Source organism: Runella sp. (assembly GCF_027484545.1).
GTDB lineage: Bacteria > Bacteroidota > Bacteroidia > Cytophagales > Spirosomataceae > Runella.
On the sequence record NZ_JAIXST010000053.1, the window covers coordinates 22,547 to 42,019 of the forward strand.

Sequence of the window (19,473 nt, forward strand, 5' to 3'; positions counted from 1 at the left end):
ACTTACACAACATTCGAAAACGAGGTGCAAGTTGCACTCACTGCTTTAGTTCAACTTTTAGTAGCAACTTGAATCCATAATTGAGCCTTAAAGAAATAAGCCTAATGAATTTGCCCCTAATTTTTATTTGCTCTTAAAATTGTACAATTAAACGACGCTATTCTTCAATCTTTACTTAGATTAATGCAGAAATAAAGCAATTTTTTAGGCAGACGTAAAATCAAAGCCTTAATTTTGCGTTTAATTAAATCAGATGAGACTTAGCTTCCATTATGAGATATTCAGTTCAATTTTTTGTCCTTCTGCTATTTGTTTCAACTACATTACTCAGGGCACAGGACAATCGTACAAACTTTCAGATAGAGCTTCCTTCCGAACCTAATTGGAATACGGTGCAGGAAGGGAGTCGTATCGAATTTCGATTAAAAACTACGGGCGGGAAAAGTGATTCTGTCAAGTATGTTATTATGCAAGGTTTGGTCGAAGGCATGGTCTTTGACTCCACAGGTCATTTTGGATGGGTCCCATCCTACGAAATGGCGGATCGTACCAATACTCAAAAATCAGTACAGATTATTTTCGAGGCGAGAAACAAACAAAATGAAACAGCGACTCGCTCCATAGAGTTAAAGGTAGTCCATGTGAACAGACCTCCTCGGGTGGAAGAGTTAAAACCTTTTTATGTTCAAAATCGCACCCAAAATATTTATAGAATTGATGCCAATGCTTTAAAGGATGACGACGGCGATCCCCTGGTTGTAATTCCCGTAGCGGAAACAATGCCAGAAGGGGCGAAACTCACTTCAGCAGGAGAACTAACGTGGCATCCTTCTCTTACTCAATTCAATAATTTAAAAACGAGTCCTGTTTTTATTGATTTTTTGGTAGAAGACCAGCCGGGAAAAGCCCGGGCAAAAGGAAGGCTGAAAATTGAAGCTACCCAGATGGATTTGCCGCCAAGCATTATACAGGTGCCTAAAGGTGAGTATTTTAAGTCAAAAGAAAACGCTACAGTCAATCTTAAGTTTTTTCTGTCGGATCCTAATGGAGATGACGATATTTCCGCTTTTGATTTTGTAACTGACAATCCGGATGTACCTGCAAGTACCCTCGTCAGAAATACCCCTAATCAATATGAATTCATTTGGACGCCCAATTATGATTTTGTAAAAGACCCTCACGATTCACTTTCTTTTACCATTACTTTTTTTGTAATTGATAAAGAACAGAATAGAGATGAGCAAAAAATAAGATTTAACATTGTTAATGCCATCAATGAAGCTGAAAAAGACCGTCAGCTATATGATTTATACCGAGCTGCTTTGGTAGATGCCTGGAACTTGGTGACCCAACTCAGCGAAAAAGAGCAGGAGCTTAAAAGGTCGTATTTGAAAGCCAAAAAAGGCAAAAAAAATCGCTCTATGGTCAATGCAGGCTTGGGAGCAACTACCGGACTTTCGCCGGCTGTTATTAAAGCACCTCAGACAAAATCTATTGTTTCGGCCATTGGAGGAACTACAATTGTTACTATTGGTGCCTTGGAAGCCGCTGAGGTCATTGGTAAACCTCTTCGTGATTTATTGGATCGTTATAACTACGTACTGGAAAAGAAAATCGAGATTCAAAGTAAAGGAGATGTTTTTGCCCGTGAATATGCCCTTAAAGCTTCTCGGCGGCAAGGAGATTTTGCTAAAAAACGCGATGAATTCAAAGCAGCTCTTTCCATAAAAGGTCTTGTTACGCTGGATTTGGATGCCGGCTGGGAAAACAAAAAAGAAGCGACCGATAAAGCTATCGGTCGCGCATTTAAGGATTTTACGCCTTTAGAAGTTACGAATCGTGCTCGCCAGCAATAGAACCGTCGGTCGGTTGATGTGTCTTTTTAAACCCGACTGACGGTTTTATTTTGTGACCTTCAACTTTCCTTGCATCAACGTATGATGTCCCGGGAATGTGCACAGGTATGTATATTCGCCGGGCTCATTGGGAGCAATGAAGTAGATAGATTCGCTCGTTTCGGGTTGCAAAATGTTGGTATGGAAAATCACATTGGCAGATTTTGGAACATACTGCATATCAGAACCTTTCAGACCTAATTTGATAGCGGCTTCTCCTACGGGATTAGCCATACCAGGCTTTACAATGACACAATTGTGAAGCATATCGTCGTTGTTATTAAAGACCCATTTTATCCGACTGCCCGCTTTCACCTGAACTTCTGTTACGTCAAACTTTAGGCCCGGTTTTGTACCCAAAGTGATTACCTGGTCAGGGCCGTTTGTCCAGTCGGCAGGTTGGTCAAGGGTGCGTTTGGGACTGTTTGAAGCTTTTGAAGGGGCAGAAGCAGAACTTGTGGCAGGCATTGTATGTCCGCTATGTACACTTGCCGTTTCCACTGCCGGTTTTTGCGTATTTGCAGTCCATTGAGTGCTTGGTATTTTTTCGCCGTCGGCAATTTCATTCAGGGTATAATACCCCACGTTGTGTAATAAAGGCATACCTGCCGCCGAGCGAATTCCTTCCGCTTTGATTTCATGAATATATCCCAACTTCAAACTGTCTAACACAATTCGGGCTTTCAGTCCATTGTCTGATACAATAATGTGGCGTATTGCCCGCTCCGAAGCATTGATAATGGGACTGCCGTACGTATGGTGATATTTGTAAGTAAACGAGTTGAATTGATAAGAAGCGGGGTCCTGAGCGGCTTTCTTGTCTGCCGGAAGGGTGAATTCAACCTCAAAACCGTCCGGCATAGAACGAACCGTTTTCATTTCAAACGGAGTCTTACCCGTCCATACCAATCGTTGAACGCCAAAAGGATCTTTTCCTGTGGCCGACCAACCGCGACTGGTTTGGCCGACAAACATCGAACCGTCTAAGCCCCAAACCATTCGCAAGATACCCGATTGGAAACCTTCCCGGAAAGGAAAGCAGATGCCCTGCCAACGCCCTTTTACTTTTTCAAGCATGACCCGCATGATTTTACTGTGTCCTTGGTCTCCCACAAAAAGCTGACCTTCAAAAGGCCCGAAAGCACCCTTTGTCATGTCTTCTTTAATGTCAGAGGTAGAAATTCCCATCAACGTATGGGGAAACCAAACCGCAGGGGCTTTCAGTCCCGGTACCCGTTTGGCTACTTCGTACAAAGGTTCTCCCGTATCGGGAATGTCTTTTTGTTTCAATTTCAAGGGAGAGTCGGGCTCCTGACTCCATACCAGCCCTTCTGGATTACCGGCGAAATCACCCGTTTCTAAGTGAGTCATGCGGCCGGAACCTACCCAGTCTCCCTGATTTTCAGTGTAGAACATATCACCGTTTTGCAAAGCAATGTACCCTGCCGGTGAGCGCAAACCTGTCGCAATGGGTTTCATGTTGGCTTTGTCGTCAAATTTCAATAACCAACCGCGCCATTTTGCCATGCTGGAACCGTGCCCGATCCAGCCTAAATTGAGTGTAACGAGCAGCTCACCGTTGGGTGCCTGAACGGGCCCGTACGAGTATTCGTGGTAATTTCCCGACAAAGGCCATTTGTAAAACGAATCATACACATCGGCAACTCCATCGCCATCTGAATCGACCAAATGCGTGATTTCCCCGCGCTGTGATAGCAGAAAGGAACCATCGGGGCGATAAAGCAAGCCCAGAGGTTCGTGCAGACCGTGTGCAAATCGCTTATAGGTAGGTTGTCCCGACCCTTTTAGGTACGGATTGGTAATCATCCACACCTCACCCCGCCGGGTAGAAGCCGCCAAACGTCCATCGGGTAAGACCGACAATCCGCCGATTTCCAGTTGAATATTTTCAGGGACAGGTAAGGTAACAATGCGATAATAATCTTCTTCAATCATGGGACGGTTTTGCGCCTGGCCTACAAACGAAGAAGCAAAGGACAGAAGGAGAGAATACAAAAAGATTTTTTTCATGAACAGCAACCTTGTTTTTCAATAATAAAGACCATTCAGCATTTCTTTTACCCAAAATAAAAGCGGCGCACCAAGTAGCACTCCGCTTTTATTTAAATTGTATTATTTCGATTAAATGGTCGAAAGTACGTTGTTCATGTTACGAACGGCGTCGGCAGACTTAGCAAATGCTGCTTTTTCCGACTCGCTCAAACGCAGACTTACGACTTTTTCCCAGCCACCGGCACCAATCACAACCGGAACACCCATACAGATGTCTTTTTGGCCGTATTCGCCGTTCAGATAGACTGAACAAGGGAAAATGCGTTTTTGGTCACGAACGATGCTTTCTACCAACGAGGCTACTGCCGCGCCCGGTGCATACCAAGCCGACGTACCAATCATTTTGGTGAGGGTAGCACCGCCTACCATCGTATCAGCTGCTACTTGCTGTAATTTTTCTTCAGATAGGAAGCGACTTACCGGAATACCGTTGTAAGTCGCCAAACGAGTCAAAGGAATCATCGTGGTGTCACCGTGTCCACCGATTACCATTCCGTGAAGGTCATTAGGAGATACATTCATGGCAAGCGATAGATACGTTTTGAAACGTGCGCTGTCCAAAATACCGCCCATCCCGATGATGCGTTTTTTAGGTAATCCCAATTCTTTAAATGCCAAGTACGTCATAGTATCCATTGGGTTGGAAACGATGATGATGATGGCTTTAGGAGAATATTTCAAAATGTTTTCGGCCACTCCTTTTACTATACCCGCGTTGATACCGATAAGGTCTTCACGCGTCATGCCGGGCTTACGGGGAATACCCGACGTAATAACTACTACTTCTGAACCTTTCGTTTTTTCGTAGTCGTTGGTCGAACCGGTGATTTTGGTATCGAATCCGTTCAATGTAGCTGTTTGAAACATATCAAGGGCTTTTCCTTCCGATAACCCTTCTTTGATGTCGAGCAATACTACTTCCTGAGCCAACTGACGGCGAGCGATGTTGTCAGCGCAGGTTGCGCCTACTGCCCCTGCTCCTACTACGGTAATTTTCATAGTGTTTAAAGCCCCCTAACCCCCGACGGGGGAACTTTTTAAAGGTTTGGCCATGCCTTGGGAGTAAAATAAAGACATGGGCAATAGTTAATTTGTATTTGAGCCGTAAAGATAGAGCGAAAACCTTTTAAAGCTACTCTTAAAGGTATTTTTAATGCTAAAAACGTGTAGTGAAGCTTGTTTTATTACTTGTTGTTCTTTACTAAGAAACAACAGACAATGTGTGGAATACCTCCCCGGATGTTTATGACTTTTACCGTTCATAAGAGATTTACAAGACACTTTTTCCTGAAAAAGGCTGTCCATCCGAATTCGTTTGCAGACCTTTAAATCACTAACTTACCTTTGTATTCCTTTTTTCAGCCATGAAATACTAACTTTATCGTTGATTATCACCCAACCTTTTTTAACATGACACCCAAACGTAAAGGAACGGTCGTCAAGACTGTCAAAGAAATTACAATCGGCGCCGCGTTGACTGTGGCATTATTGAATGGAGGGATGATGCTCCAAAGTTGCGGCGGGTCCGATGACAACGAGCAGCAGGAGACTCCCTACAAAGGTCGCCCTGTGAAAACATACATTACAGAAATAAAACCCGGCGAGTATAAAATTACGGACGAAGTGGCCGTCAACAGTGATGCCGAAGCAGGTGCTGTTGTCCGTTATTTCGACGGACGACGCGATACCCTGACCGTAGCAGAAGCCCGAAATCTGGTAAAAACAGATTCCACGACCCGTGATTATTATAATAATCCGAATCAGTATCACAGTCATTATCACCGCAGTTCACTTTCCAATGCGCTGCTTTGGGGAGGAATGGGATATATGCTGGGCCGAAACAACAATTCGCAATTCTATAGCGAAGGACGTGAGCGTCAGTATAGCTCGGGAGCGTATGCCAATTCGTCGGTATATCAGCGTTCGGCTGGCATTCATGAAAGCTACCATAGCTACCGCAAAAGCTCTGCTTCGCGTCCGAGCAGCAGTCGCAGTGGGTTTTTTGGTCGCAGTCGCAGTTCGGGGAGTTAATTTTTTCTCACGCAAAGAGGCATAAGGTGCAGAGACGCGAAAACATTGCGACTTTGCAACGCTGTGTGCATAACTAATTTACCATTACAAAAATGATCAATACACGCTATTTAAATAATAGTCCCGAAGTCCAATTACGTAATGTCGGTTGGGATTGGATGTTGGGGGCGGATACGTTGCCTTATTTGACCAACGAAGTGGTTACCATAAAATCGTACGAAGCGGAGGCGTATTACAATGCGGCCAACGAACTGTACGAGATTTATACGGAAGCGGCTCAACATGCCATAGACAGAAATCTGTGGAAAGAAATGGGTATTCCCGAAAACTTGATTGAATTGATAAAACTTACGTGGGAGGACGACCGTCATTGGCATATTTATGGGCGATTTGATTTGGCGGGAGGGGTGAGCCGGGAACCGATAAAACTTATCGAATTCAATGCCGATACAGCTACCTGTATTCCCGAAACGGCGGTGGTGCAATGGGCGCACCTCAAAGCCAATAATATGGACGAGAGCAAGCAGTTCAACAATGTTTATGAATCGTTGAAAGGTCAGTTTGCCGAACTTCGTCGCCGGAATATGCATCTGACGCCCACGCTTCTATTTTCGACCATGCGTGATGCTCCCGAAGACGATACCAATGTTGCGGTATTGGGTGAGGCAGCGCGCGAGGCGGGTTTTGACGTAGAGTTCAGTTACATGGATGAAGTGGAGTTTACGGCTACCGAAGGAATTTTTAAGCAAAATCCGCAAAACGGCAAGTTTGAACAGTTTGATTTTTGGTTTAAGTTGGTGCCGTGGGAATACATTGGTTACGATGAACCTGAATTGGCTGAGTTACTGACAAGTATCGTTAAAAACGGCAAAGCGGTGATTATCAATCCTGCTTATACCTTGCTGTTCCAATCGAAATACATCTTAAAATTATTGTGGGATTTGTATCCCAATCACCCACTTTTGTTGTCTACGACTACCCAACCGCTTTCGGATAAAATAAGTGTAGAAAAAGTGCTGTTTGGCCGAGAAGGGGCCAATGTTCGTATCTTAGAAACCAACGGAACGGTCATTTCCGCTGCCGGCGGTGACTATGGTGATTACGAAAAAGTATATCAGGAATACGTAGAATTTCCGCGCGATTCCCTCGGCAAACGCTACCAAGCGGGGGTGTTTTGGGCAGGCGATGCCTGTGGTTTAGGCTATCGTCGAGGTGGTAAAATCATTGACAATACCGCACAGTTTGTGGGGCATTTGGTAGAGTAAGAGGGTATAGAGTATAAGTTTACTCAAGCTTCTTTCAAATTAACTTGATAATAAGGGAGAGTTTTTCTATTTGTGTTTAACAAAAGTTATTATTATGACAAAAGAAAAAGTGTTAGTCGCACTAAAAGAACTTCCTGAGCGATTTGACGTAGAAGAGCTTATTGAGCGACTTATTTTTTTGCAGCAAATAGATGAAGGATTGGCTCAATCAGATAGTAATCAAGTTGTTTCGTTAGAAGAAGCTAAAGTGGCTTTAAGTAAATGGTTGAAGTAAATCTAACGCACAAGGCATTGCGCTGATATAGAGGCCATTGTCCAGTATCTATCTTAGTATTCTCCAAGCTATGCTTCTCGTTTCGTGGTGGAAGTTACCAAAAGAGCTGAATTATTACGGGTATTTCCTGAAATGGGAAGAGTTTTGCCCGAAATTGACGAAAGGGAAGTCCGCGAATTAATTTATCAACGATATCGCATTATATACCATATCATTAATGAAAATCGCATTGATATTATTACTGTTCAGCACGCTTCAAGAGACATAAAACGTCACTTATCTAATGAAGGAAAGTAGAGCTGGTTAAATTTTTAATAATGTTATTCCGCCTTGAAATAAGTGAAGATCAGGCTTTTTGAGGAATAAACTCCACTTTTAAGTAAGCTCCCGTTGCGTTTGGATTAGTGACAATCTGCGGTAAACCATTCATTACATCAAGTGATTGTTTGTGCGTGTGTCCTGCAATAATTCCCAGCAAATGGGGCGTATTCATCACTTCTTTGTAAAAGGTTTTAGTCACTTCATTATGTCCAGCTTCGGGCCATTGCGGGCGGCGTTCGAGTTGGTAATTTTTGTCCGCCTTTGCGCTCCAATCGGGATGCCCGCATCCAAAACCAACAGACCTTTCGGGGGCATACAACGGGATATGGACTAATAATACCAAAGGTTTTCCGGTTGCAACTTCTTTTCGGAAAAACGCGAGTTGTTCGGGCAGAATTTCGTACGTTGAATTGTCAATAACCACAAAACGTACACCATTGATTTCTCGAACCGTCATCAGGGGATACCCTCCCTGATAAAGAGGGAAAAGACGTTTCTTTGTCCACGTATCGCGCAGTTCAGTTACTGTGCCGGGCATTCCTTCATAATGCCAATCGTGATTGCCGGCCACATATACGTAAGGTAAACCTGTCGTTTTTAGTTGTTGAGTGACCCAATCAACGGCCGCTTCGGAAGGAAAACTCATGATGTCGCCGATGAGTGCGACCAAAGAAACGCCTTCGTTTTTAGCAATGTCAAGCGTTTCCTGAAAGCATTCTGCGGGATTTGTGGCTTCACCCGTTTGAAAATGCTTTGTTTGATTATAGGCTTTGGCCATTCGGTCACTGTATTGCTGGTACGGTTCTCCGCGTGCATCATCCATAAAAAGATGAGTATCGGCAATAAACATAATACTGAAGCGCTCGCGAATGGAAGCGTTGAAAAAACGAACTTGGTTGGCATCAATCGCAAAACTTCCCCTTTCTGAAAGGATTGATTTTGATTTGTTTCCTAAAAAAGGGGCAATGACAAGGGAGGAAAGCAGGTCGCGTCTTTTCATGGTCAATAGTAATGGTTTATTTTTTATGGATAAACCAAGCCCAAAAAATCAATACAAATTGAAGAGGAAGACGTATCAAAGCCACTTGGTGGCTTCCCACAGCTGGGTGTTCTTTGAATACATCAATGACATGCAAGGGCAGAAATGCCACCATCATGATGAGAATTCCAAGCGTTGATAAAGAGCGAAATTTGGGAATAAATACACCGATGCCCACGATAATTTCTGCGATTCCTGACACGTAATTGATGGCTTCTCCAGGTAAAAAATCAGGAATAAAAGGAAGATACATCGCGGGTTTCAGGAAATGGTTTACTCCTCCAAAAACCATAAAAGCACCAAATAGTAAAGTTAAGATAAGTTTCGTGATTTTCATCTTTTTAAGGGAAAAGGGTTATCAAAATAAATAAAATGCGGTGGATTGTAAGTAACCCACCGCACGGATATTACAACTCATTGAATAACTGTTCTGTTACAAACTCTTCACAAAACCGCTTTCTATTTTCCAGCTTTTCTTATCGGAGCGAAGTTCAAAATTGCCTCGGTCGCCTAATCTCAAAACGATGGGTTTGCCTTTGGCGTCTACGAGCATGGCACCTTGGGCATCCAATTCATCAATGCCGTAAAATACTGACAAATCGCCAAAATCTTCGATGCTGCTGCGATAGCTGAACCCAGTCGCATCGGCATTGTTGACTTCGTTGCGGTTGACGGCTACATCAACGGTATAGGTCTGTCCATTGAGTTCAGTCTTGGCATTCCGAATGATAAGGTCAAAGTGATTGCGGGCGTTTTGGGGGATTTTTTCGTAATCGTTACGATTTTCGCGAGCGTATGTTCCATCAGCAATGGACTCTAACGCCGTCAAAATGGCAACGAAGTTCATTTTACGCAAATACTGTTTTTCGGGATCGTCTTTGTACCCGCCCGATTCAATCAAAATAAGGCTGGTACCCCATTTGGCAATATTATCGCCAAAAGCACGCGGCTCAAACTCGTCGGAATAGCGCGCTACTTGGTTAGGGACAAATTTTTGCAATTCGCGATTCATCCCCACAATCAATTGCATGGCGCGTTCACGGATGGCGTTGATGCTTCTGTCTTCGTTATACGCTGTGGCCAAAAACGAAATGGCCGCCACTTCTTTTGACTCGCCTACGCTGTAACGCGGGCTTTGGTCGTGAAGGTTAAAGCCAACGGCCGGTTTGAGCGTTTGTTGGAGATGCTTGAGCAATTTTGATTCAGGACATTGCAACCGTAGTGCATCACGATTCATATCAATTTCCTGCGCGGTACGCCGCTGCCAACGTTCAACCCCGTCGGGATTAAGCATTGGAATGAAGTAAAGGGTACTTTTTTCCAGTAATTTTTTACGAAAATCGTCGAAACCATCTCCGCTTGCACTCAGAAAATTGAAAATGTCCAACATGGCCATCGTTGCTGTCGCTTCGTCGCCGTGCATTTGCGACCACAATAAAACAGGAGGTGCGCCGGTGCCGTATTTTACCTGAAAAATCGAACGTCCTTCAAACGATTTTCCTGCTTCGGTTACTGCAAATTTGGAATTGGATTTGGCTTTGTCAATCAACGGAATCAAGTGACGGTGTTTGAAAGCACGACGTTCAGCCACACTTTTTTCTTTGAATAGTTCGTGAGCGTCGAAGAGGCGCTGAGACAGCGTGTTTTGGGCAATAATGGTTTCAGACATACAAAAAAAAGAAACCACCAATAGAAGGTGTTTCATAAGCGTAGGAAAGATATTGTGAAAACTCCCCGAAAGTTCAGAACTTTCGGGGAGTTACGCAAACAAAGTAGGGGGTTTCGTCATTGTTACTACTATTGTTGCTAAACATACGAACGTCAAATTAGCTAACAACCCATGAAAACGAAATTATGGATAGCAGTGCTACTCTTGCTAAGTTTTGAGCTGCGAAGCCAATCAAACACGAGCGTACTCGAACTCAGATTTGAGACGCCTAACCTAAATTATACGCCGTTGATAGATTGGGAGAATTATAGGTTTACCTCCCGCGATACGCCCATTGACAAACAAAATTTCCTACGAGTAAAAGTACCTATCGCACGCTCGCAAGTGGTATATGTTCATTACATGGACACGGCCAACCACACCTACATACACCGTTTTTTTCTGCCTAAAGGCGATACCCTAAAAGGGACAGAAACCAACGGAACTTTTGTATTTGAAGGAAATCATAAGTCGGCAAATATTAATCGTTTTTTGTACCAGCAAGGCGTATTTGGAGATGATTCTCTGACGAAACGGCCGTTGATGCAAAACGTCTCCACCGATATATACACCAACTTGATGCAGGATTTGGCAGAAAAAAGCTGGGAACTTTACAAAACCACCCAAGATACCTCGGATGTGGGTCAAAATAGTTTTGTAAAGGCGGCTCTTCAAGCCCAATACTACTATCGGACTAAGTTTTTTGTTGCTACAAAAAGTTGGACTGCGGCCATGTTTGAGGAGTATCGTAAAGGGCAGAATCCTTCGTTTGTACCGTCGGAGATGTATTACCCCCCTTTTCATATTTTACCCCTTGAAGAGGCGATACTGTCGCTAGACTATAAACAGTGTTTGTTAGAACATATTCAAAAAGACATACCTCTCAAAGGAGATTTGTTTGAGGTATTGAATGAATTCTACAACGCGATTGACCAGAAACTTCCTCATTTACCTCATACCCGCGAAGCCCTCTTGATAACACTGCTGATGTGGAAGAAAGATTTTCCTCGAAAACAAGAACTCATTGAGCGTTTTGAACGTGATTTTCCGAGTGCCCAACAACTGAAAGAACTCAAGTACGAGACATGGAAAAGCCAAAAACCAGTCCTTGGTATGGCCTTACCATCACTGCCACTTTTAGGACTGGATAGTAGCCAAGTGATATTAACAACGATTAGTAAGTCGAAGTACTCACTTTTACTGATTTGAAACACATGGGAAGATAGCTGCCTAACTGCGTTGACAAATTGGGCGACTTTTGCCCAAAAATATACTTCTCCCAACCTCAGTTTTGCCACCGTAGGGGTTCGTAATCATTTTGATAGTTGGAAAGAAGCCCTGAAAAAAACTGGCCTGTTTTAAAAGTAGGAACTCACCTATATGCCAGTCATCCAGAGACAGAAATAGTAGAGGGAATGTTTGGCACCAAACGCCCGCTGGTAGTGGTGATGGATGTCCATGCCAACTACGTGGAGCATTTTTCGCCGTTTGATAAAGAAAGGTTGGGTAAATGGTGGAAACGCTAAGACTATGGATTGTAGTTTCGAGTTTTGTTATTCTGAGCCAATTGACCATTAAGTGTTTGTGCAAGAATAGCTTTGATTATTGCAACGTAGTCAGTTGCTAATTAGCACATTTACTTAAAATCAAAGATTCTGTCGAGTCTATTGATGTTTCTGTCGAATTTAAGAGAGATGAACGATTTTGCCTTTCTATATTTGTAATATTCCCATAAAAAATATTATAAATAATATTATGACCAAAAGAAGATTACTCTACTCGTTGTTGCTTGCCCAAGTCTTTATCTTCGGTTGTAGCAAAAAAATTACTGAGCTAAAGAACCATGAACGCTTCAACCCGGTGACACCACTCACGGCTAGTTCGTTCGCCAACCCTTCCTCAGCCGACTTCCCGTGGGTAAGGTGGAACTTTCCGCCAGAAACCGCCGAGATAGCTGAATTGGAAAAACAACTCACCGAACTCAAAGCGGCAGGCATAGCAGGCGTAGAGATTGGCCAAGGGGGGGAGCCAACGCTCAACCAAATAGAAGCGGTTTTGAAAAAAGCCAATGAAATAGGCATGAAGGTGAGTTTGAAGTATAAAACAGGCGCACCGATTCCTGGCAATTTTTCGGCCAAACACGATTTTGTAAGAAAAACGCTTTCGGCGGCTGATACGCTGCTTGTGGGAGGACAAGTTTTTAATGATTCGTTGCCGGGAAAAGGGACGATTCTTTCTGTACAAGCTTACAAAGTCACAAAATCGCCCGAAAAAGGCTCGAAATTAATTACAATTGACCACCCTTCAGCAATCGTTTTAACCGATAAAATAACGCAGACCAATACCGCTGGATTTTTCGGGGGTTCAACTACTGCCCGACTGAATTGGACAGCCCCCGCCGGTGAAGGCAATTGGGTTTTGATTACATTCAGAATGCAAACGGTTGACCCTCAGCCCGAAGTTTTTAGTTTGGAAGGCACCAATTTATTGATTGCTGGTTACGAATCGTATTGGACAGAAAGCATCAAAAACCTTTTGAAACAGAATGGCGGTGGCGATATTTTTGTGGATTCTCACTCGATTGATGGCTTTGGTGCGCCGAGCGATGTGTGGAGCAGCAACATGGCTCAAGAGTTTAAGACAAGAGCAGGCTATGACCTGATTACCCATTTGCCAGCCTTGATTGATGCGGGTATTGACCGAGTTTGGGGACGCCAAGGGGCTGGTTTAGACATTGACCATTATTATACATACAGTAATAAAACCGATACCCGCATCCGTGCCGATTACAACAGAGTGCGGACGGATTTATTTGTAGAATACCGAATCAAACCTTTTACAACTTGGGCAAATAGTTACAACCTTGCCTTGCGACTTCAACCCGAAGATGTGCCTACCGTCAATACCCCCGATCAGTTGGACGTGACCTATCACTTAGACCGTCCCGAACACGAAACGCTTTCGTCAGGCGATCAAATAGACGTGTATCGTCCGATGGCATCGGCCAACCATATCAGCGGAAACACGTGGTATTCCAATGAGTTAGCAGCGGCACGTTCGCTCAATTATGTGCAGACGTTTCAAGATATAATCGTCCGAATGAACAAATGTTTTGCCAGCGGCCAGAGCAAAGGCGTGTATCATGTTTATCCTTATACGTCTAATCCAAAGTCGGTTTGGCCTGGGTATAATACCTTTGGTGAAGGAAATTTTGCCAACAGTTGGGGCCCACGCAACCCAATCTGGTACGCAGAAGCCAAAAATATCAATACTTGGATGGCCCGAAATGAACAAGTATTGAAACAGGGAGTGGCCAAAATTGACGTTGCGGTTTATATGCAAAATTATACATTTCCAGCTCCTTTTGTGGCAGGAAAAGGCAACGTTAGGTTTTGGAACGACCTTTCGCTACAAGAAGAAGGATTTACTTGGGATTACCTCAATCCAACGCTTTTGAATTTACCACAAGTTGCGGTTTCAAACAATCGCCTCTACGAAGCAGGCCCTGCCTATAAGGCATTTGTCTTGAATGGTTTTTTGCAATCGGCTTCCAATTTTAACCCTGCCAAAAATACTTTGCCCGTAGCTACGGCCCGCAAGATGTTAGATTTTGCCCAAAAAGGACTTCCTGTCATTATCGTCGGGCAATTGCCTGCCAATACACCTGGCAACACACCTGCTGAAGATGCTACTTTGAAAGAAGTTTTGGCGCAGCTAATGCTTGAAAAATCCGTTCATAAAGCCGCTTCCGAGGCAGAAGTCCCGAAACTGTTGAAGTGGTTGGGGATTTTGCCTGCCTCAAACCCCGAAAAACCATCTAATTTGATGACTATGCGACGCCACGACAAAAAAACGGACACAGATTATTACTTTTTGTACAACCAAGGCGACGACCAAATACCAGCGATGCCAAACGCCACCGAGGAAAAATACAAAGGACTGACAACGACCCCAGGCAATATTTTTGAAGAACCCAAGACCATCAGAGTAAAAGGATTGAATTATGGTACAAAAATTGGCTCGGCATTGGCTACAAAAGTGACTTTAGAAGGAATAGGGCAGCCTTTTTTGCTCAATGCGTGGTCGGGCGAAATAAAACCCATTGCCCACTATACCGCTGACGGGAATCACATTACTTTCTCAATTAATTTGGCAGTGGATGAATCTATATTAGTAGGAATTACTAAAAACCCTGCTCAATTAGGTTTTGCCCCTGCGAATGTTTTTGTGACAGCAACTGACGCCGAAAGTGTGGGGCATTTATCGAATGGTTCAATAGTTGTATATTCCTCAAAATCTGGAAATTACACCTCACAGTTGAGCAATGGACAAACGGTAAAAACGACTATTGATAACCCGCTCGAAAAGATAGACCTCACACAAGCAGCCTGGAATTTGAAGGTGGAAGATTGGCAACCTAAAAACAAATATGGCACTACGGGTGCGGCAGGAGCAGAAACGTCGAAATCGTTGATAACCTTGAATTTGAATTCGTTACAACCTTGGCCTGATATTGCCGAACTGAAAAATGTATCGGGCGTGGGTACATATACTTATACGCTAAGCCTACCAAGCACTTGGAACAGTGCAAGCCACGGTGCTATGCTTAGTTTGGGACAAGTGGTAGATGCTTTTACGCTGAAAGTAAATGACCAAACAGTGCCGATAGACCAGATAAGTGCCAAAGCAGATTTGGGAAGCACGTTGAAAGCAGGAGAAAACAAAATAGAAGTTCGGGTTTCGACTACCTTAAACAATCGCCTGTTTACACTTAGCAAAGCAGTGACTGACCGAGGCATCGTTCAAGAGTACGGATTAGTGGGTCCCGTCATTTTTCAACCTTATAAGAAAGCAATCATTTGGTCTAAATAGAATGGTCGAATCTTCCCGAAACAGGAACGCCTGCCGGTTCTAAACTTTCGGGAAGATTTTGAATTACCACCTCACCTGCCCGTCGCCCACAACCACCCATTTTTCGGTAACGAGCTTTTCGAGGGCAAAAGGCCCGCGGGCGTGGAGTTTCTGGGTTGAAATGCCAATTTCGGCTCCTAAACCAAACACCCCGCCGTCGGTAAATCGGGTAGAAGCATTGGCATACACTGCTGCCGCATCTACTTCATTTAAGAATCGGTCAATCGCTACTTGATTTTGAGAAATAATGGCTTCGGAATGTCGCGAGGAATAATTCTGAATGTGGGATAAGGCTTCGTCGAGGCCATCGACTACTTTGACAGCCATTTTATAATCTAAAAACTCCCGCCCAAAATCCTGTGGTTGGGCGTGTTGAAGCATCGGATAGTGAATTTGCTCAAAAATGGAGTACGAATCTTCTTCGGCAAAAACCTCTACGTTCCATTTGATGAAGTCTTCTTTGAGCATGGGTAAAAACTCAGCCGCTATGGCTTTGTCCACAATGACACAATCCATGGAATTACAAACCGAAGGGCGCGAAACCCGCGCATTGACCACAATGTCGCGCGCTTTTTCGAGGTTGGCAGTCGCTTCTACGTAACCGTGACAAACGCCCGCTCCCGTTTCAATCGTGGGAATCAATGAATTTTTACGGACAAACTGAATCAACGACTCCGACCCCCGAGGAATGATAATATCCACGTAACGCGTTGCCGTGAGCAATTCCATTACAAATTGACGGTCGGTGGGTAGAAGCATTACCGCATTGGTATCTATGCCATTTTCTTTCAAGGCTTGGTGAATTAGCCCAACTAAACAGCGATTGGAAAAATCGGCTTCTTTCCCGCCTTTCAGCACGCAGGCATTGCCTGAGCGCAGACACAGTGCCGCTACATCTACCGTTACGTTGGGGCGTGATTCAAAAATGGCCCCTACCACACCGAGTGGAACGGCTATTTTTTTGAGTTTAAGTCCTTGTTCTATTTCTCGTTCAAACAACACCTGCCCCGACGGGTCTGGTAGTTTTGCTACGTCGCGTAAGCTTTCCGCCAAACCTTGAATCCGTTTTTCGTTTAAGAACAAACGGTCTTTCTTCGGGTCGCCGTTTGGCATACGTTCCATATCTTTTTGGTTTTCGGCCATGATATGAGATTTGTTCTCAATCAGTATGTCAGCCAAACGATTAAGCAAGGTCGTTTTTTGCTCACTCGTCAAACGGCGGATTTGGGCCGCGGCTTGCTGCGTAGCTTGAAGTTGGGGAACAATTGTGGTGGTCATTGAAATAAAGTTGAGCTACAAAGATAATAACTTTGTAACTCAACGGCTCAAACTTATGCCTAACCAATAAGCTTGCGCGTTGTACTGCCAGTCTGACTTAGGCGATGGAAGGTACTGATACGCAACTCCAACCCCCGTACCTATAAAAACGCCCTTGATAGGAATTCGAAGCAAATCGCGTATTTCGAGCCCTGCTTCGGCATGAAGCTGATTGGTACGAAACTCCCAACTAAACTGGTGTTTTTCGGATTGACGTAATGCTCCCGCCAAAACATTGTTGTATAGCAACAAGCGCGGTTGGGTATATTTGCTCCGAAAACGAAACAGCGTCTGGCTAAAATCGTGGCTAAAGTACAGGGCGGCGTATCGGTCAGCAATGAAGTCATTGGTAGGTAGTGTACGAAAAGTAGCCAAGGGAAACCCGCTGGAATTCAAACCGGCTACATTTACAAGGCCACTACTACCCAGTGAGCCAAACAAATAGGGATAGGGTAAATCGCCGTTGATAAATCCCGACACTACTTTTATATTACTGAAACCCATTCGTTTGGTTCGGATTTGATAGTATATCTGAACCGCAATACGCCAGTAATCAAACTCACTACCCAAGGTGGGAAGCCCCTTAGATACCTGAACGTTGATAATGGGGAAAAAGCGATTGACGATAGACTCCATTCGTCCAGTTCGGTACAGGTTTTCTTTGAATGCAAAACTCCAATCCAGAACCAGTTCAGTGATTTCAAAAGCGTTTCGACCTTCGTAAGTGTAGGCATAATTGGGCGTTCGCTGTTCTCGGTTGACTGCGATTCTAAACCAACTCCATGCAAAGGGCTTGAAGTGCAGAGAAACGCCGTATTTCCGAAAATAATCGGCCTGAATCGGCAGGCTGTCTTTGCTGGTAGAAAAAGGTAACGAGGTTTCGGGTTCGATGAGGAAATTAGGGCCTAAAAACTCGGTTGTTCCGGGTTGGGTAATACTATTTTGAACATAGGCACTCAACTTGTTGAAACGGTCTTTGGTAATATGCCAACTTCCAAGCACTTTGTATTTCCAGCGGGCATCTCTTAGCCCATAACCCGCACTGCCATACAGCCTAAATCGTGGTTTAAGACTTTGGTTGTTTTGCAAACCCATTCCTAACCTGGGTCCTTCAATGGAGTTTCCGTTTAAAAAGTCGCCGGGTTGTAGTTCAATGGGCCCTATTTCAAAAAGATTAGAAAACAAGCTCGCCAAAATATGCCCGTAAGTAGAGTCTAACCTGCTGATGAGGCTGTTTGGTTTCTTAAAATTAGTGTACATCTTTTGTTCCCAAGCAGCCAGCGTATCGGTTCTGAAACTTTTAAATGTTTCGTTTGTTTGGCGGATGGCAGCGGGACGCATGGCGCGTTGCACTTCGTCAAATAGCTTATCGTCTAAGTCGGGGTTAATTTCGATGTTGTTCAAATAGGTAGTAAATCGCATTTGAAACAGGGCCTAGTACCCCTTGCCCGCGTACCCAGTAAGAGACGCGTAGTAGCTGTCTTGGGAAACCATCGCCCATTTACTTTATGATACTCTTGCTGAATTCTGAAAGTGAAATTTTGTAGTGTGTCGGTAGGGGCTACACTAATACGCTCAATGGCATATTGGTCGGAGTTGATATATAGAGTGCCTTTTAGGGCATCAAAATTTGATTTAGGGTAGGGCTTAAAACTAATCACAAAAGTGGTGTCTCGTTCCTGATAGAGAGTATCTTCGATGTTGAAGTCATATTGTGAAAACGTTTTTGGATTGATAGGATTCACATAAAACCTTTTCAGAATCGTGAAATTGTAGAGGTCGTCGTAGAAGGATAGTTTGTGTAAATCATGCGGTAAGTAATTAGCCATTTGGCTATACACTTGCGCTAAGTTATTGACTGACGCGATGATTGTCTCTTTGTTTTTGTTGGGTTTTTTGTGAATCAACTCACTGAAGTTTTCTAAGATATAGATGGGGGCCGAAACCTTCGTTGTGCCTATTACTTTTTTGGAGGAGTCTTTCTGTACTTTTCGGAGGCTATCTGCAATCACCAAAATTTTGGTATAAGCATTGGCTTTGTAGGCATCCAGTTGGTTAGGGTCGTTGATAGGGCGATTTTTTAACACTTTACGAATAATGCCCCAAGCAGGGTTTTCGGAAGGACGAATGCGTACTTCGGCCAAATCATTGATTTTCTGCGAAAGCTTAAAGGGGCGTTGGTTCGCTTTGTCAGAGAGTACTATTTGCAGCGACTCATAGCCAATCAAACTCAATACAAGCGTATCAGTGGCAGGATTGACTTGGAGGACAAAACGCCCTTCAATATCGGTTAGTGTTCCTTTGGGTTGGCCTTTGATTCGTACACTTACAAACGAAAGTGGAGTGTTGTCTTTTGCGTCGGTTACGGTATTTTTTATGGTAACTTTTTGACCAAAAGCGACTTGAGTATATAAAAAAAGAAGCAGTAAAATGCGTCTCATCATCTTAAATGGCTGTTTACCGATAAAACGTTTTTTTTCTGAATAGATTTTAAAATCTCATCTACGAAATATTTCGTACAAAAAATTTGGTATTACGAAACTCTTCGTATATGTTTGCTACGAAATCATTCGTAGATGATTTGTCGAGGATTACAAATCCCCTTTCATTTACCTTTCGGATTGTAAATCCGAAAGAGC

15 protein-coding genes and 1 pseudogene are annotated in these 19,473 nt (G+C 43.7%); 8 read left to right on the plus strand and 8 right to left on the minus strand.

The features are described from left to right. Positions 1–272: 272 nt before the first annotated feature. Positions 273–1,856: a hypothetical protein gene (locus tag Q0081_RS04835; RefSeq protein ID WP_298349924.1), complete on the plus strand. Its 1,584-nt coding sequence runs from the start codon at positions 273–275 to the stop codon at positions 1,854–1,856. 45 nt (positions 1,857–1,901) lie between these two features. On the opposite strand, the gene Q0081_RS04840 is transcribed toward Q0081_RS04835, so the two are convergent. Together Q0081_RS04840 and mdh are read right to left on the minus strand one after the other, a co-directional pair. After that, positions 1,902–3,926: a plastocyanin/azurin family copper-binding protein gene (locus tag Q0081_RS04840; RefSeq protein ID WP_298349925.1), complete on the minus strand. Its 2,025-nt coding sequence runs from the start codon at positions 3,924–3,926 to the stop codon at positions 1,902–1,904. A gap of 111 nt (positions 3,927–4,037) precedes the next feature. Further along, entirely contained in the window at positions 4,038–4,967 is a 930-nt protein-coding gene (gene mdh, locus Q0081_RS04845) for a malate dehydrogenase (protein WP_298349926.1), read from the minus strand. Between the two features lie 411 nt (positions 4,968–5,378). Between mdh and Q0081_RS04850 the strand changes: the two genes are divergently transcribed. The 4 genes and pseudogenes from Q0081_RS04850 to Q0081_RS31805 all read left to right on the plus strand — a co-directional run. Beyond that, positions 5,379–5,999: a hypothetical protein gene (locus Q0081_RS04850; protein WP_298349927.1), complete on the plus strand. Its 621-nt coding sequence runs from the start codon at positions 5,379–5,381 to the stop codon at positions 5,997–5,999. A gap of 92 nt (positions 6,000–6,091) precedes the next feature. Then, entirely contained in the window at positions 6,092–7,264 is a 1,173-nt protein-coding gene (locus Q0081_RS04855) for a glutathionylspermidine synthase family protein (protein ID WP_298349929.1), read from the plus strand. A gap of 94 nt (positions 7,265–7,358) precedes the next feature. Further along, positions 7,359–7,538, plus strand: coding sequence for a hypothetical protein (locus tag Q0081_RS04860; RefSeq protein ID WP_298349932.1), 180 nt, complete (start codon positions 7,359–7,361; stop codon positions 7,536–7,538). A gap of 81 nt (positions 7,539–7,619) precedes the next feature. Further along, a pseudogene (locus Q0081_RS31805) lies at positions 7,620–7,835 on the plus strand (type II toxin-antitoxin system RelE/ParE family toxin); the annotation flags it as partial. A gap of 49 nt (positions 7,836–7,884) precedes the next feature. Here Q0081_RS31805 and Q0081_RS04865 read toward each other — a convergent pair. The 3 genes from Q0081_RS04865 to Q0081_RS04875 all read right to left on the minus strand — a co-directional run bounded on the left by Q0081_RS04865 (position 7,885) and on the right by Q0081_RS04875 (position 10,603). After that, on the minus strand, positions 7,885–8,859 hold the full coding sequence (locus Q0081_RS04865) for a metallophosphoesterase (protein ID WP_298349934.1): 975 nt from the start codon (positions 8,857–8,859) through the stop codon (positions 7,885–7,887). Between the two features lie 16 nt (positions 8,860–8,875). Further along, positions 8,876–9,235 (minus strand): hypothetical protein, encoded by a 360-nt coding sequence (locus Q0081_RS04870; protein ID WP_298349936.1) that lies wholly within the window; start codon positions 9,233–9,235, stop codon positions 8,876–8,878. A gap of 96 nt (positions 9,236–9,331) precedes the next feature. Beyond that, positions 9,332–10,603 carry a M14 family zinc carboxypeptidase gene (locus Q0081_RS04875; RefSeq protein ID WP_298349938.1) on the minus strand — a complete coding sequence of 424 codons (1,272 nt, stop codon included), beginning with the start codon at positions 10,601–10,603 and terminating at the stop codon, positions 9,332–9,334. 135 nt (positions 10,604–10,738) lie between these two features. On the opposite strand from Q0081_RS04875, the gene Q0081_RS04880 reads away from it, so the two are divergent. The 3 genes from Q0081_RS04880 (at position 10,739) to Q0081_RS04890 (ending at position 15,478) form a co-directional block, all read left to right on the plus strand. Further along, positions 10,739–11,815: a hypothetical protein gene (locus Q0081_RS04880; RefSeq protein ID WP_298349939.1), complete on the plus strand. Its 1,077-nt coding sequence runs from the start codon at positions 10,739–10,741 to the stop codon at positions 11,813–11,815. A 116-nt stretch (positions 11,816–11,931) separates the two neighbouring features. After that, entirely contained in the window at positions 11,932–12,132 is a 201-nt protein-coding gene (locus tag Q0081_RS04885) for a hypothetical protein (RefSeq protein WP_298349941.1), read from the plus strand. A gap of 229 nt (positions 12,133–12,361) precedes the next feature. After that, positions 12,362–15,478 carry a glycosyl hydrolase gene (locus tag Q0081_RS04890; protein ID WP_298349942.1) on the plus strand — a complete coding sequence of 1,039 codons (3,117 nt, stop codon included), beginning with the start codon at positions 12,362–12,364 and terminating at the stop codon, positions 15,476–15,478. A gap of 63 nt (positions 15,479–15,541) precedes the next feature. Here the strand turns inward: Q0081_RS04890 and Q0081_RS04895 are convergent, their stop codons facing one another. Genes Q0081_RS04895 through Q0081_RS04905 form a run of 3 tightly spaced genes read right to left on the minus strand, consistent with a single transcriptional unit; the run spans position 15,542 to position 19,278 of the window. Then, positions 15,542–16,795, minus strand: a complete 1,254-nt coding sequence (locus Q0081_RS04895) for a glutamate-5-semialdehyde dehydrogenase (RefSeq protein WP_298349944.1) — start codon at positions 16,793–16,795, stop codon at positions 15,542–15,544. A 39-nt stretch (positions 16,796–16,834) separates the two neighbouring features. Continuing rightward, the gene (locus Q0081_RS04900; RefSeq protein WP_298349946.1) at positions 16,835–18,256 is read right to left on the minus strand and encodes a hypothetical protein; all 1,422 of its coding nucleotides are present in this window, start codon (positions 18,254–18,256) and stop codon (positions 16,835–16,837) included. Beyond that, positions 18,235–19,278 (minus strand): DUF5686 and carboxypeptidase-like regulatory domain-containing protein, encoded by a 1,044-nt coding sequence (locus Q0081_RS04905; protein ID WP_298349948.1) that lies wholly within the window; start codon positions 19,276–19,278, stop codon positions 18,235–18,237. The genes Q0081_RS04900 and Q0081_RS04905 overlap by 22 nt, the downstream gene beginning before the upstream one ends. Positions 19,279–19,473 lie beyond the last annotated feature (195 nt).